The 13,861-nt window shown below is 69.0% G+C and carries 13 protein-coding genes; 2 read left to right on the forward strand and 11 right to left on the reverse strand.

Translation table 11 applies throughout. The annotated features are described in order from the left end of the window. From ACTZWU_RS15665 to ACTZWU_RS15675, 3 genes are read right to left on the reverse strand one after another with little or no spacing between them, the layout of a single operon-like run. On the reverse strand, positions 1-978 hold the full coding sequence (locus tag ACTZWU_RS15665) for a glycosyltransferase (protein WP_444738298.1): 978 nt from the start codon (positions 976-978) through the stop codon (positions 1-3). Next, complete coding sequence (locus ACTZWU_RS15670) at positions 975-2,153, reverse strand: glycosyltransferase (protein ID WP_444738299.1); 1,179 nt, start codon at positions 2,151-2,153, stop codon at positions 975-977. Before ACTZWU_RS15670 ends, ACTZWU_RS15665 begins: the two co-directional genes overlap by 4 nt. After that, entirely contained in the window at positions 2,146-4,227 is a 2,082-nt protein-coding gene (locus ACTZWU_RS15675; protein ID WP_444738300.1) for an HAD-IIB family hydrolase, read from the reverse strand. Before ACTZWU_RS15675 ends, ACTZWU_RS15670 begins: the two co-directional genes overlap by 8 nt. Before the next feature lie 209 nt (positions 4,228-4,436). Between ACTZWU_RS15675 and ACTZWU_RS15680 the strand changes: the two genes are divergently transcribed. Beyond that, positions 4,437-5,198: a sulfotransferase family protein gene (locus ACTZWU_RS15680; protein WP_444738301.1), complete on the forward strand. Its 762-nt coding sequence runs from the start codon at positions 4,437-4,439 to the stop codon at positions 5,196-5,198. Between the two features lie 27 nt (positions 5,199-5,225). On the opposite strand, the gene ACTZWU_RS15685 is transcribed toward ACTZWU_RS15680, so the two are convergent. The 8 genes from ACTZWU_RS15685 to denD form a co-directional block, all read right to left on the reverse strand. Next, positions 5,226-5,993: a hydroxypyruvate isomerase family protein gene (locus ACTZWU_RS15685; RefSeq protein ID WP_444738310.1), complete on the reverse strand. Its 768-nt coding sequence runs from the start codon at positions 5,991-5,993 to the stop codon at positions 5,226-5,228. Continuing rightward, the gene (otnC, locus tag ACTZWU_RS15690; RefSeq protein WP_444738302.1) at positions 5,993-6,640 is read right to left on the reverse strand and encodes a 3-oxo-tetronate 4-phosphate decarboxylase; all 648 of its coding nucleotides are present in this window, start codon (positions 6,638-6,640) and stop codon (positions 5,993-5,995) included. The genes ACTZWU_RS15685 and otnC overlap by 1 nt, the downstream gene beginning before the upstream one ends. Beyond that, positions 6,637-7,875 carry a 3-oxo-tetronate kinase gene (gene otnK, locus ACTZWU_RS15695; protein ID WP_444738303.1) on the reverse strand — a complete coding sequence of 413 codons (1,239 nt, stop codon included), beginning with the start codon at positions 7,873-7,875 and terminating at the stop codon, positions 6,637-6,639. Before otnK ends, otnC begins: the two co-directional genes overlap by 4 nt. Beyond that, positions 7,875-8,759, reverse strand: coding sequence for an L-threonate dehydrogenase (gene ltnD / locus ACTZWU_RS15700; RefSeq protein WP_444738304.1), 885 nt, complete (start codon positions 8,757-8,759; stop codon positions 7,875-7,877). The genes otnK and ltnD overlap by 1 nt, the downstream gene beginning before the upstream one ends. A 1-nt stretch (position 8,760) precedes the next feature. After that, positions 8,761-10,041, reverse strand: a complete 1,281-nt coding sequence (locus tag ACTZWU_RS15705) for a TRAP transporter large permease (RefSeq protein ID WP_444738305.1) — start codon at positions 10,039-10,041, stop codon at positions 8,761-8,763. Then, a complete protein-coding gene (locus ACTZWU_RS15710) occupies positions 10,038-10,571 on the reverse strand; it encodes a TRAP transporter small permease (protein ID WP_444738306.1) in 534 nt (177 codons plus the stop codon). The genes ACTZWU_RS15705 and ACTZWU_RS15710 overlap by 4 nt, the downstream gene beginning before the upstream one ends. Positions 10,572-10,662: 91 nt before the next feature. Next, the gene (locus ACTZWU_RS15715) at positions 10,663-11,637 is read right to left on the reverse strand and encodes a TRAP transporter substrate-binding protein (RefSeq protein WP_444738307.1); all 975 of its coding nucleotides are present in this window, start codon (positions 11,635-11,637) and stop codon (positions 10,663-10,665) included. A gap of 38 nt (positions 11,638-11,675) precedes the next feature. Continuing rightward, positions 11,676-12,662 (reverse strand): D-erythronate dehydrogenase, encoded by a 987-nt coding sequence (gene denD, locus ACTZWU_RS15720; protein ID WP_444738308.1) that lies wholly within the window; start codon positions 12,660-12,662, stop codon positions 11,676-11,678. 134 nt (positions 12,663-12,796) lie between these two features. Between denD and ACTZWU_RS15725 the strand changes: the two genes are divergently transcribed. Then, positions 12,797-13,831 (forward strand): LacI family DNA-binding transcriptional regulator, encoded by a 1,035-nt coding sequence (locus ACTZWU_RS15725; RefSeq protein WP_444738309.1) that lies wholly within the window; start codon positions 12,797-12,799, stop codon positions 13,829-13,831. Positions 13,832-13,861: the final 30 nt, after the last annotated feature.

Raw genomic sequence — 13,861 nt, forward strand, 5'->3', positions numbered from 1 at the left:
TCAGCGCGCCGCCGGCATCAGCATCGCACGCTCGTCACGGGCGACCTCGGCCTCGCGGGTGACGCCGCGGGCATCCTGCGGCACCTGCTGCAGGCGGTCGATGACGCGGCGCGAATTGGCATAGGGCATGTGGCCGTGCTGCTGGCAAAGGGCGAAATCGTCCGGGCCGGGCCGACGCAGGACACGCAGGCCCTCGGCCGTATTCTCGATCAACCCCATCAGGCGGAAGGCGTGAAGCCAGTGCTCCATCGTGCGGTGGCCCCATTTCTCGGCGAAGCGCTCGGCGTTGCGGATGACCGAGTCGATGTGATGGATCGGCGGCATGCAATGCGGGTGATATTGGTGAAAGACGCGTCCCCCCGCGATCCACCAGATCGGGATGCCCGCCTCGGACAGGCTGCGGCCGAAATCGGTATCTTCGCCGCCATAGCCGGTGAAGGTCTCGTCAAAGCGCGGCCCCGCCTGCCAGTCGGCGCGCCACATGGCGAAGTTCAGCGACCAGAACCAGCGATAATCCCCACAGGGCGCGATCCCCGCCGCAGGGGGGCCTTGGCGGTCGGAATGCTTGACCCCGATCCGGGCGAAGCTGGCGAAATCCAGACCTTCTTCGGTCGCGCCCTGCGGCAGATACAGAACCTCGCCCATGAAAAGCCCGTGGCGGCCCGTCATGCGGTCCAGATAGCTCCGGATGAAATCCGGGTCGGGAATGCAATCGACATCGACGAAGACCAGCGCCTCGCCCGTCGCGGCATCGGCCACGGCGTTGCGCGCGCGCGCCAGCGGCATTTCGGGGGCGGTCACGCGGATCTGGCGGATGGGAAACGGGCAATCGGGCAGGTCGTGATAATCGCTGTCCTGCATCACGCCGATGATCAGTTCGACGGGCGGATGGGACTGGCGCGACAGGCCGCGGATCACATTGGCCAGATGGGCCGCCCGGCCCGAAGCGATGGTCAGGGCAGAGACGCGGATGGTCATGTCGGGGCTCCTGTTGGGGTGAAATCAGGGCGGCGGGACCAAAGGGTCTGGGCCAGTCCCTCAAGCCAGGCCGCACTGCACGCGGCCGCGGCGCTGCCGCTTTCGGGCGCCGCCAGACGCGCCTGCGCCGCCGGGTCATGGGCCGCCATCGCCTGCGCGACAGCCCGGCGCCAGGCCTGCGCGCTAGAGGGCAGATGCGGCAGGTGCAGCGCGACGCCTGCGCGGGCCAGGGCCTCGGCCTTCAGGCGCTGTTCGTCGAAATAGCGCCATTCCGGCACGACGATCCAAGGTCGCCCTGCGGCCAGCACCTGCGCGCAGGTCGTGTTGCCGGTGGACGAGATCACCAGATCGGCTGCCGCCACATGGGTGGCTGGGTCCTCTACCCAGCCCTTGCAGGTCAGGTTGCCCCCTTGGGTCGCGTGCCATTCGTCCTGCATGGGGCCGATGGCCAGCCATTCCCAATCGGGGAAGCTGCGGGCCGCCACGCCAAGCGGCGCTTGCGAGAACCCCGTGCCGCCGCTGCCCGACACGATCAGCGCGACGCGCCGCGCGGGGTCGATGCCCAGCCTGCGCCGGGCCTCGGCCTTGTCCGGCAGGGTGACGGACGGGATGCCGAGGCCGGGGGCAAAATGGATGCGGTCGGCCAGATGCGCCCAATCGGGCTGGGCAAGCGCGTCGGAGAAGGGCGCAAGGATGCCCGCCGCGCCCATATAGGCCGCCTGATGGCCGGGATCGCCGCGCTCTCCGTGCTGGAGGACCTTCACATGCGGGACCGAGCATATCCGCGCCAGCTGCGCGATCTCGGCGCTGACATCACAGATCATCAGCGCGGGATCGGCGGTGGCGAACCAATCGGCAATCCGCCCCATCGCCTGACGGATGCCCGGCCAGCCCACCGGCGCGCAATGCAGCGTGTCGGGGGTGGGCAGGTGATCCATGTCGCATTCCCCGCCGCTCCGCTCGAACAGCGACGGGATCGTGATGATCCGGGTCTGCGGCGGCAGCGGGGGAAAGATGTCGTTGCGCGCACAGAAGACGGTGACCGGGCGCGTGGCCGGCACGGCATTCACGATGGCCCCGCAGCGCTCCGCATGGCCCCGGCCCTGATGGTGCACGAAATAGCCGAAGGGCCGCGACAGGCGCGTCGGCGGATCGGCGGGGATGCCGTCACGCATGTTCGACCCCCCGCACCGCGGGCTGGCGGGGTGCCAGACCCAGACGCGCCAGACCGTCCAGCACGCCGTCAGCATAGGGTCGCGGACTGCGGTACAGCCCCGCGCCGCGCAGCTTGCGCGTTTCGGCATAGGCATTGGCTGGCAGGATCGCCGCGCCGCTGGCCTGCAGCATGTCGGCGTCGTTCCCGCTGTCGCCCGCCGCGATGCAGGCGGCAAGGTCCAGACCGTGACGCGCGGCCTCGAAAGCCAGCGCCGCGGCCTTGCCCGCACCGGCAGGCAGGATGTCGATGAAGCGCCCATGCGACGGGATGACCCGCGCCGCAAGCCCGGCCTCGGCCAGCAAAAGGCGCACCCGCTGCGCCTGACGGGCATCGCCCAGCAGCGACAGCTTCCAGCCGCGCTGTTCGTGGGCCGCCTGCCAGCTGCCGACGCCGCCCTGCGCGCGGGGAAGATCCATGCGCGATTGCAGCACCGTCCGGATCGCGTCGGGCTGCCAATCGGCCTCGATCAGGCGGGCATAGTCGCGGCACAGGTGCAATTGTTCGCCCTGGCCCCATCGCCAGATCTCGCTGCCGACCGAGGTGATGAACAGGTCCGGACGCGGCAGGTTCCAATCCTGAAGCACCAGCCGCGCCTGCGACACAGCCCGCCCGGTCGCCACCGTCAGCATCAGCCCCTTGGCCCCGGCCTGCCGCCAATGCCCGAACTGCGCCGCAGCCCGCCGACAGCCGGTCAGCGTCCCGTCGATGTCGCAGGCGAGGATCCGTCCGGGATGCGCGGGGCGCGCGATGGCCGGAGACAATGGCTGTGCTGCGTGCCGCGCGAGGCTGCGGCAGACCACCATCGAACGGGCGGCCCAAGCCTGCCAGTCGAACAGCCTCAGGGCGCGCTGCCGCGCCTGTTCCACGCCCGTGCGGTTGCGCATCATGGCAAGGCAGGCCTCTGCGATGGCCCTGGGGTCGTCCGGCGGGATCAGCACGCCGTGGCCCAGCTGGCCGATGATGTCCACCGGCCCGCCATTACGGGTGGCGACGACCGGGACGCCCGCCTGCGCGGCCTCGACCAGCGTCAGGCCGAAGGGCTCGTGCTGGGCCGGATTGACGAAGACGCCACCCTCGGCCGCAAGGCTGTAAAGCGCGCGAAGCTGATCGGCGTCATGGCGCGCCGGAAGCGCCACACGCCCCCAGAGGCCGTGGCGGTCCACCCTGTCAAAGAGGTCGGCCAGCACCGCGACCTGTTCGGACGGACCCTCGGACAGTCCGTCGCGCAGCCCGGCCAGAATGACCAGATTGGTCGATTGCCGCAATTCGGCCGACGCGGCGAAGGCATCGACCAGCGCGCCAAGGTTCTTCTTGCGGACCGGGCGCGCCACCGCCAGGACGATGGGCCGGTCCGGATCGCGCAGGAAGGGCGCCAGAAGGGTCCGCGCCGCTGCCGTTCCCCGGTCGGGCCCAAGGCTGACGCCGGGGGCGATGCAATGGGCGCGGCCCTCGGCATCGGGGTGATAGGGGGCGATCTGGCGCTCGGCCTCGTCGCGCGACGACAGGATGACGGCATCCGCCTGCCGCAGGGCGGTCCGCTCGGCGCGCACCCGCGCGCCAAAACCGTCGGCGCCCTGCGCCTTTTGCAGGGCCAGCGAATGCGGCGTGTAGATCCACGGAATGCCGAAGGCGCGCCGGGCCGCCCGCGCCAGCCGCGCGGCATCCGCGAAATGGGCATGGATCACGTCGGGACGGCGCGGCAGATCTGCCAGCATCCGCAGGAAAGCGCGGGTCAGGGCGGGGATCTCGGCCTCCAGCGCCTGCTTCGAAAGATAGCCGTCCTGCTTCGTCTTCAGGCGCAGGATGCGGCAGCCGGGGGCGACCGGCTCTTCGGCCCCCGCGTGGACGGGGTCGAGGCCCTTGTCGGTGAAGGCGCGCGTGACGATGTCCACCGCCGCGACCTCGGGGCGGGCGGCCTGGGCGATCGCGGCACCCAGCAGATAGGCGATATGGCCGCCAGTATCCTCGGTGATGCCGTAGCGGACCGGGGGGGCCTTGAGACAGCCGCCGAGGGCTAGATGCATCAGATACATGGCGCGGGCCTGACATGCGGTGGTGAAAGAACGGCTCCGATTTTCGGAACCGGAGCCCAACATCGGCAGACCCCGCGCGGTTCGCTGCAACGGGCGCGACTTGATAAACATTGAATCTGCGCGCCTGCCGGGCACAAACGGCGCCGGTTCGTGTTGATGCGCGCGCCACGCGATCACCTGCGGCGCGCGGACGCGGGGAAGGGCCCTTGATGCATCGTTATGTCTTTGTCGGGGGTCTGCACCGCTCGGGCACGTCCCTTCTGGCGCGCCTGATCGGGGCGCATCCGCAGGTCGCCTCGATCCGCGATGCGCCTGTCCCGGAAAACGAGGGCTGTTACCTGCAAGGTGCGATCCCGCATACCGCGATGCATGGTCGCCCGATGCACTTCGCCACGGACCCCACCCAGCACCTGACCGAGGGGCACCCGCTGGACAGGCTTGAGACGCGCCAGCGACTCGAGGCCGACTGGGCGCCGTGGTTTGATCCGGACAAGCCCTGGCGGGTCGAGAAATCACCCGTCAACCTGACGCGGATGCGGCTTTACCAGCAGTTGTTTCCGCTGTCGCAATTCGTCGTCATCCTGCGTCACCCCGAAGCCGTGACCGGTGCGGTGGGCAAATGGGTCGATGATCCGCCCGCGCGCCTGATCGACCACTGGATCGCGGCTCATGCCCGGCTTGCGCAGGATCTGCCTTGGCTTCATGCCGTCATGGTCCTGCGCTACGAGGACCTGATCGCCGAACCTGATGAAACGCTTGCACGCGTCTTTGGCTTCATGTCGCTGCCATCCGTTCCCATCGACGAGCCGATGCGCGACGGTAATCGCGACCCCGGACCGGCGCGGATGAACGAGGCGCAGGCGGCCGGGGCCACCGCTTGGGGGTATGGCCCCGGCCTTTCCTGCGGGCCCGTCACGCTGCCTTTGGCCCATCCGCTGCGCCGCGTGCGCGAGGCGGCGGCGGGGCGCTGAACGACGCCTGCGCAAGGCGCTGCGACGTCAGGGTTGGCGCAGGGTGGCCATCCAGTCCAAAGTCGGCTCGGTCGGGCCGCCGGGCCTGTATTCGGCGCCAAGGGGCGCGGTCCAGCCCAAGGCGCGTGCCTCGGCGAAGATGGGCCGGAAATCGACCTCTCCGTGGTCGGGCGCGCCCCGGTCCGGCACTGCCGCAAACTGGATGTGACCGATGATCGGATACAGCGCCCGGAGGCGGCCGATGATGTCGCCTTCGGTCCGTCCGACGTGGTAGCAATCGAACATCAGCCGCAGGTTCGGCGCCCGCAGCTTCGCGATCAACGCCTCGGCCTGCCGCGTCGTGTTCAGGAAATAGCCCGGCGCGTCATGGGGGTTCAGCGGCTCGATCAGGATGGTCCGTCCCGTCCGGGCCGCGCGGTCGCAGGCATGGTGCAGATTGGCCAGAAAGCTCGCCTCGGCCTCGTCGCCCGAGGCGTTGCCCGCCATGACATGGACATTGAGCGCGCCGACGGCCTCGGCGTATTCCAGTGCCTCGTCGATGGCGGCGCGCGCTTCAGCCTCGCGGTCGGGCAGGGCCGACAGGCCGTTCTCGCCCGCAGCCACGTCGCCGCGACGGGTGTTCAGACCCAGCATCGACAGGCCGGTCCGGGCCAGCGCCTCGCGGATCGCGCTTACTGATGTGTCATAGGGCCAGTGGCATTCGACAGCGTCGAACCCGGCTGCGGCAGCGGCGTGGATCGCGTTGGGAAGGCTGCGATCCGTCCAGAGAAAGCCCAGATTGGCGGAAAACCGGATCATCCATCCCACTCCACGTCAAAGCGCGTGACCACCGCGCGCACCTGATCATCGCTCAGCATCCGGGGCGAGGCGCCGCGCAGCAGCAGCGCCAACCGGGCGGTCGCTTCCAGTTCCTCGATCGCATTGCAGGCGGCGGCGACGTCCCGCCCCGCGACGACCGGCCCGTGATTGGCCAGCAGCACCGCGCTGCGCTTGCCCCCCAGCCCGCGCACCGCATCGCCCATCGCCGGGTCGCCCGGCACGAAGAACGGCAGCAGCTTGACCCTTCCCAGCTGCATGATCGCATAGGGCGTCAGCGGTGGCAGGACATTGTCGGGGTCGGTCTCGGGCAGCATCGACAGCGCGACCGAGTGGGTGCCGTGCAGGTGGACCACCGCGCCCGCCGCGCTGCGCGTGTCGTAGAACGCCGTGTGCAGCGGCATTTCCTTGGTCGGCGGATCGCCGTCGATCAGGCGGCCCCGTGCATCGAACCGGCTGAGTCGCGCGGGGTCCAGCCGACCGAAGCTGGTCCCGGTCGGCGAGACCAGAAGCCCGCCATCCTCGGTCCGGGCCGAGATGTTGCCGGTGCTGCCATGCGTCAGCCCCCGGTCGAACAGCGATCGGGCCAGCGTGCAGATCTGTTCGCGCAGCGCGGTGTCGCTCATGGTGCGGACCTCAGCAGGCGGTCGGCCTTTTCAAAGAAATCCTCGGCGCCGAAATTGCCGGATTTCAGCGCAAGGACCAGATCGGGCGTGGCGCGCAGCGCGGGAACGCCGGGGTCGATCTCGGGCCCGATGTCCAGCGCGCAGAGGCGCAGCCCCTCGACCACCGCGCCCGAGGTTTCCCCCCCTGCGGTGATGATGCGGGCGACGCCGCCCGCGACGACACGGCGCGCGACTTCGGCAAAGAAGCCTTCCAGCGCGGTGGCGGATGCCTCGCGGCCAAAGCGGTCCTGGATGCGGGCGACCTGGGCCGGGTCGGCCGAGCTGTAGGCCAAGGGCAGGCCGTCCGCCTTCAGCAGCCATGCTGCCAAGTCATCTGCGCCAAGGCGGCCTTCGATCACGGCGGCGGCGTCGATCTCGCGCGCGGGGTGGTGGGCCTTGTGGCGCGCGACCTGCGCCCGCGTCGCGGTCGAGCACGAGCCCGACAGCACGACCGCCTTGCCCGGCTGGCCCCGCCAGGGAACGGGCGCGGAGACGCAGCCGAAATTCGCGGGCAGGCCCAGGGCGATGCCCGATCCGCCGGTGACAAGCGGCAGGTCCCGCGCGGCCTGACCGATGGCCAGCAGATCCGCGTCGCTGACCGCATCGACGACGATGTGGCGGTGGCCTGCCGCATGCTGCGCCGCCAGCGCCGCCTTGATCCGCGCGGGGCCGGCCATGACGGCGGCGGCGGGAACATGGCCGATGCCGTGGCGGCTCTGCGGTTGCAGCCAGCGCCTGATGTCGGGGTCGGTCATCGGCGTCAGCGGGTGGTTCTGCATCCCGGATTCGTTCAGCAGCCGGTCCTGCACGAAAAGATGGCCCTGATAGATCGTGCGCCCCGCCCCCGGAAAGGCAGGGCAGACGATGACCTTGTGGGCGTCCAGCGCTTCGGCCAGGGCATCCGCGACGGGGCCGATATTGCCCTCGGGCGTGGAATCGAAGGTCGAGCAATACTTGAACAGGATCTGTTCGCAGCCCTGCGCGCGCAGCCAGTCCAGCGCGGCAAGGGACTGGCGCACCGCCTCGGCCGCCGGGATCGAGCGGGTCTTGAGCGCGACCACCCCCGCCATCACGTCCGGATCGGCGGGCTTGTCGGGGATGCCGCAATACTGGACCACGCGCATCCCGGCCTTGGCCAGCGTGTTGGCCAGATCGCTGGACCCGGTGAAATCGTCGCCTATGCAACCCAGACGCATCACGCCTCTCCCGGCAGGGTCAGGCCCGCATTGCGGGCATAGACCTTGGCGACGGCGGCGTCGTCCTGTTGGCCCAGTCCCATCCCGGCGGCGGCAAGGTATTGCTGCAACGCCGCCGCGGTGATCGGTGCGGCAAAGCGGGCGTCGCGGGCGATGTCCAGCACGATGCCCAGATCCTTGGGCCAGATGTTGACCTGGCTGTGCGGGGTGTAATCGCCCGCAACGATATGGGGCGCGCGGTTCTCCAGCATCCAGCTGGTCCCGGCGCATTGCCGGATCACGTCAAGGAATGTGTCCGGCGCGATGCCCTGCGTCATGCCGAAGGTGATCGCCTCGGCCATCGCGGCGATATGCACGCCCGCCAGCATCTGGTTCACGGCCTTCATCGCCGATCCCGGCCCCGCCGCGTCGCCAAGTTCGAACACCGTCGCCGCCATCGCATCCAGCGCGGGGCGCGCCGCAGCGAAGGCCGCCTGCGTCCCCGAGGCCATGATCGACAGCTGCCCCGAGGCGGCCTTGCCCGACCCGCCCGAGATCGGCGCGTCGAGATAAAGGAGGCCCGCCGACGCCGCCTCGGCCTCCATCTCCTGCGCAAAGGCGGGGGCGACGGTCGCGCAGCCCAGGATGACGCCGTTCGGCCTCAGCCCCGTCGCCAGACGCGAAGGGCCGAACAGGGCGCTGCGGGTCTGCTGGGCGTTCAGCACCACGCAGACCAGCGCATCGGCCAGCGGGCTATCGGCGCCAAGGGCGTGGCCCCCGGCCTGGGTCAGCGCCGCGACACGGTCGGGGTTGGTGTCGGTCCCGTGGACCTCGAATCCGGCGCGCAGGCAGGATTGCGCCATTCCCAGACCCATCGAGCCCAGCCCGGCGAAGTGAATGATCATGTCAAAGCCCCATGATGAATTGCATCGGCCAAAGTGAGACGGCCGGCACGTAGGTGATGACCATCAGCGCCCCGAAGACGGTCAGGACGAACCACAGCAGCTGCGGGATGATCCGCTCGACCGGGATCCTCGCCACCGCGCAGGCGGCGAACAGGTTCACCCCAAGCGGCGGCGTGATCATGCCAAGCGCCAGGTTCGTGACCATGATCAGCCCGAAATGCACCGGATCGACGCCATAGGCGACAGCGATGGGCGCCAGGATGGGCGCAAGGACGAGGATCGCTGCCGAAGTCTCGATGAACATGCCCACGATCAGCAGCAGGACGTTGACCGCCAGCAGGAACAGGATGCGGCTGTCGATCACCTCGCGGATCAGCGCGGCGATGTCGTTGGGCAGGCCCGAGCGCGCCATCAGGAACGAGAACAGCGCCGCCGCCGAGATGATCAGCATGATGGCCGAAGTCGCCAGCACGGTCTTTTTCAGGACCTCGGGCAGATGCCGCAGCTTCAGTTCGCGGTAAAAGACCATGCCCACCAGCAAGGCCATGACCACGGCGGCCGCGCTGGCCTCGGTCGGGGTGAAAGCGCCGGAATAGATGCCGCCCAGGATGACGATGGGCACCAGCATCGCCGGCAGCGCGGCCAGCGCCGCAGGCCCCAGCCGCGCGCGTTCGGCCCCGTCCTGCGCGCCGATGCCCTTGACCCGGCAGAGGATCAGCACCAGCACCATCAGCGAACCGGCAACCAGCAGGCCCGGCCCAAGGCCGGCCAGAAACAGTTGCCCCACCGAGGTGTCGGTCGAGACAGCATAGAGGATCAGCGGGATCGAGGGCGGTATCAGCACGCCCAACTCGGCCGATGACGCCTGCACCGAGGCCGCGAAGGGTTTGGGATAGCCGTGCTTGACCATCGCCGGGATCAGGATCGCACCGATGGCGAAGGTCGTGGCCACCGACGACCCCGAGACCGAGGCGAACAGCATGCAGGTCAGCACGCAGGTCGCGGCCAGCCCGCCCTGGATGCCGCCGACCATCGCCTTGGCCAGATCGACGAGGCGCTGCGAGATGCCGCCGACCGACATCAGGTTGCCTGCCAGAATGAACAGCGGAATGGCCATCAGCGGGAAGCTGTCCAGCCCCGTGAACATGCGCTGCGCCACCAGCAGCAGCGGCAACCGGTCGCTTGCGATGATCCCGATGATCGACGCCAGACCGATCGCGACCGCGATGGGAACGCCCAGCAGGAAGAAGATGGCCAGTGAAAGGGCAAGAGCGGTGTTCACAGCTTTGCCTCAGCCAGCATCTGGTTGTCGCCGCTTTCGCGCGGCCATTCGCCTTGCCCCGCGCGGATCATGCAGCCCGCAACCGCGATCGAGATGAAGACCGACCCCACCGGAATGGCCGCATAGACCCAGGCGATGGACACTTGCAGCGCGGCCAGTGTCTGGCTGGACACGCGTTCGGTCATCGCCCAGCCCTGCCAGAACAGGACGGCGAAGAAGACCAGCGTCAGCACCATCGAGACCTGGTAGAGGGCCAGACCCAGCTTGCGCGGCAGTGCGTTCTGCACCAGTTCCAGCGCGATCATCGTGCCTTCGCGGAAGGCCGGGGCGACGCCCATGAAGACCGACCAGATCATCGCCGAACGCGTGATCACCTCGGACCAGGTCGAGGGGCGGCCAAAGGCGAACCGGGTCGTCACCTGATAGACCGCAAGCGATGCCGCGATCACCAAGAATGCCATCGCGGCCCAAAGCGCAAGCCGTGTGGTCTGCCTTTCAACTTTCAGGAACAGCGTCGCGAGATGTCGCATCTCGGCTCCTTTCCGAACCGTGCGGTTGGGGAAAGGGCCGGTCGAAGCCTGTTCGACCGGCCCGTTCATGCGGGGGGCGCGCCCCTTCGGATCACTCGACGGCGAGGATGCGCTCGATCATCTCGCTGCCGAAACGGTCGGTATAGACCGGCCATGCGGCCTCGGCGGCCAGTTCCTGGAAGGGGGCGCGATCAATCTCGGTGATCACTTCCATCCCGTTCGAGCGCAGCAGTTCCACGCCCTCGGACTCGAGACGGTCCACCTCGGCGCGGGTCGCGGCGGCCGAGGCCTGCGCGGCCTCGATGAACCAGCCCTGCTGTTCCTCGGTCAGGCTGTCGAACAGCACCGGCGAGGCCAGCACGACGGCGGGCGAATAGACATGGCCGGTCAGCGTGACATGGCCCTGCACCTCCCAGAAACGCGAGGCGGTGATGACCGTGATCGGGTTTTCCTGCCCGTCCACGACACCCTGCTGCAGCGCGCCGAACACTTCGGGGAATGCCATGGGCGTCGGAGACGCGCCCATACCCTCGAAGGCGGCCATGTGGACGGCATTCTCCATCGTGCGCAGCTTCAGCCCGCCCAGATCCGCAGGCGAAGTGATCGGCCGCTGCGAGTTCGTCACATGGCGGAACCCGTTCTCGGACATGGCAAGCCCGACGAGGTTGCTGCCGCTGACGGCAGCCAGAAGCTCTTGCCCGATCTCGCCGTCGAGGACGCGGCGGGCATGGTCATAGTCGCGGAACAGGAAGGGCAGGTCCAGCGCCAGGAATTCCGGCACGAAATTGCCCATCGGCCCGGTCGAGGTGATGACGACATCCAGCGACCCTATCTGCAGGCCCTCGATCATGTCGCGCTCGCCACCTAGCTGGCCGGCCGGGGCCTCTTCGCCAGCGAAGGCGCCGCCCGACAGTTCCTCGAGCTTGGCGATGAAGGCCTGCGCGCCGACCGCGTAATGCGATGTCGGCGACAGCGTGTGGCCGACCACCACCCGCTGCTGCGCCGAGGCCGCCGTGGCGCCCAGCAATGCTGCCGCCGAGACGGCGGAAAGAAGAACGTGTTTCATTTGCATCTCGCTCCCTGTGATGGTGGTGGCGGCCCCCCTCAGACCGCTGTGTTCATGCGGCGCTGATGTTCGATGATCAGCTCCGCAATTCCTGTATTCGGCGTGAAGCCCAAGGCGCGCGCGCGCGGGCAGGTGATCTCGCCGGGCCATGACGCGACGATCGCCTCGATGGCGGCGTCGGGCGTGGGCCGGATCAGCGCGGCGGCATCCGCGCCCACGATCCGCGCCAGCGTGTCGATCATCTCGCCTACGGTGACGCTGATGCCGGGCAGGGTCAGCGTCGTCTCGACCCCGATGGCGGCCTGATCCAGCGCCGCCGCGTGCAGCATGTAGTCAAGCGCCTTGCCGGGCGAGGCCAGATGCAGCCGCAGGTCGCGCCCGACGGGCAGGGGGGCCGCAAGCCCCGCCATCGGCTCACGCAGGATGCCGCTGGCAAAGCTGGACGCGGCCTTGTTTGGCGCGCCCGGACGGACAGAAATGGTCGGGAACCGCAGTGAGCGGCCCCGGACAAAGCCTCGCCGCGTGGCGTCGCGGACAAGCAGCTCACCCATGAGCTTCTGCGTGCCGTAAGAGGATCGCGGCGCGGGCAGGGCGCCTTCGGTGATGGTGTCGTTGGCCGCGCAGGAAAAGACCGCGACCGAGGACGAAAAGATCAGGACCGGTGGGCGCGCCATTGCGCGGCAGGCCTCGATCAGGGCGATGGTGCCCGCAAGGTTGACCGACATGCCCAGATCCCAGTCCGCCTCGGCCTGACCGGAAACGACGGCGGCAAAGTGGATCACCAGATCGGGTGCGTCCGAGGCGATGCGGCTCAGCACGGCGGGATCGCTCAGCCCCCCGGCGAGGGGATGAACGCGGCGGCACCGCGCGGCCAGATCGGCAAGCGGTTCGGCGGCGATGTCCACCGCCAGAATGGCCGAGACGCGTCGTTCGGCGCCGTCCAGTATCACGGTCTCTGCCCGGTCAAGAGCCTCTACGACCATCCGGCCCAGAAACCCGGCCGCCCCTGTCACCACGATTCGCATCGTCGCATCCTCCCCGAGGGGCAGATTGCCTCAAGCATGACAGCGCTGTCAATTGGCCGCTATCTGGACTGTGTTCGCTGCTTGTCATATGATTGTCGAACTGACAGGGCTGTCATTTCGACGCAGGCACCACGATGAAGAACTCTGACCCGACCGACGAGGCGAGACCTACCCTGGCCCAGGTCGCGCGCATGGCGGGCGTCAGCGAGATCACGGCCAGCCGTGCGCTGCGCGGGGGCACGAATGTCGCCCGCACGACGCTCGAGCGGGTTCAGGCTGCCGCGCGGACGCTCAGCTACACGCCGAACCGGCTGGCCGGGACGCTGGCGGGCGGTCAGTCGCAGCAGATCGCCGTCGTGCTGCCCTCGCTGTCGAACAGCGTCTTTGCCGATGTGCTTCACGGCCTTGAGACGCGGCTGGAGCAGGCGGGGCACCATCCGATCCTGGGCGTGTCGAACTATGATCCCGCGCAAGAGCAGCGCCTTGTGGCGGACCTGCTGTCCTGGCGTCCTGCGGGCCTGGTCCTTGCGCCCGCCATCAGCACGCCCGAGACGCGCCGGATGCTGGTCGCCTCAGGGGTTCCCGTGGTCGAAATCATGGATGTGGACCCTGCGCCCATCGACATGGCGGTGGGCCTGTCGCAGCGTGCGGCAGGGCGCGCGCTGGCCCATTATCTGCTGGGGCGCGGCTATCGGCGGTTCGCTTATGCGGGCCATGACATCTCGACTGACCCGCGAGCCCTGTCGCGCCTTCAGGGTCTCCGCGATGGCCTTGCCGAGGCCGATGTCACGCTGGCCAAGACCGTGATGCTGCCCGGCCCCTCGTCGGTCCCGCTTGGCCGCGAGGCGGTGGCGCAGGTGCTGCGCGATTGCCCGGCGGGTCGCGGCGCCGACCGGCTGGCCGTCTGCTTCTCGAACGACGATGTGGCGGTGGGCGGCGCGTTTCATGCCATGTCCGCCGGGCTGGACGTGCCGGGCGACCTGGCGCTGGCGGGGTTCAACGGGCTTGCGATCGGCCAGGCCCTGCCGCTGCCCCTGACCACCATCGCTTCGCGTCGGGTGGAGATCGGAGAACTGGCCGGCGAGGCGCTTCTGGCCCGGCTGCGGGGCCGCCCGGTCGAGAGGGTTCAGGATATCGGCTTCCGCCTTGTGATCGGCGCGACGAGCTGATCACCGGTCTTGGCGTCGCGTGGCGGGCGC

The sequence above is a fragment of the Paracoccus sp. NSM genome (assembly GCF_052379855.1).
Lineage (GTDB): Bacteria > Pseudomonadota > Alphaproteobacteria > Rhodobacterales > Rhodobacteraceae > Paracoccus.

Bases quoted from the DNA above. Each gene is read 5' to 3' on its own strand.
- ACTZWU_RS15665 (WP_444738298.1), bottom strand. From the start codon at position 978: ATGACCATCCGCGTCTCTGCCCTGACCATCGCTTCGGGCCGGGCGGCC.
- ACTZWU_RS15670 (WP_444738299.1), bottom strand. From the start codon at position 2,153: ATGCGTGACGGCATCCCCGCCGATCCGCCGACGCGCCTGTCGCGGCCC.
- ACTZWU_RS15675 (WP_444738300.1), bottom strand. From the start codon at position 4,227: ATGTATCTGATGCATCTAGCCCTCGGCGGCTGTCTCAAGGCCCCCCCG.
- ACTZWU_RS15680 (WP_444738301.1), top strand. From the start codon at position 4,437: ATGCATCGTTATGTCTTTGTCGGGGGTCTGCACCGCTCGGGCACGTCC.
- otnC (WP_444738302.1), bottom strand. From the start codon at position 6,640: ATGAGCGACACCGCGCTGCGCGAACAGATCTGCACGCTGGCCCGATCG.
- otnK (WP_444738303.1), bottom strand. From the start codon at position 7,875: ATGCGTCTGGGTTGCATAGGCGACGATTTCACCGGGTCCAGCGATCTG.
- ltnD (WP_444738304.1), bottom strand. From the start codon at position 8,759: ATGATCATTCACTTCGCCGGGCTGGGCTCGATGGGTCTGGGAATGGCG.
- ACTZWU_RS15710 (WP_444738306.1), bottom strand. From the start codon at position 10,571: ATGCGACATCTCGCGACGCTGTTCCTGAAAGTTGAAAGGCAGACCACA.
- ACTZWU_RS15715 (WP_444738307.1), bottom strand. From the start codon at position 11,637: ATGAAACACGTTCTTCTTTCCGCCGTCTCGGCGGCAGCATTGCTGGGC.
- denD (WP_444738308.1), bottom strand. From the start codon at position 12,662: ATGCGAATCGTGGTGACAGGGGCGGCCGGGTTTCTGGGCCGGATGGTC.
- ACTZWU_RS15725 (WP_444738309.1), top strand. From the start codon at position 12,797: ATGAAGAACTCTGACCCGACCGACGAGGCGAGACCTACCCTGGCCCAG.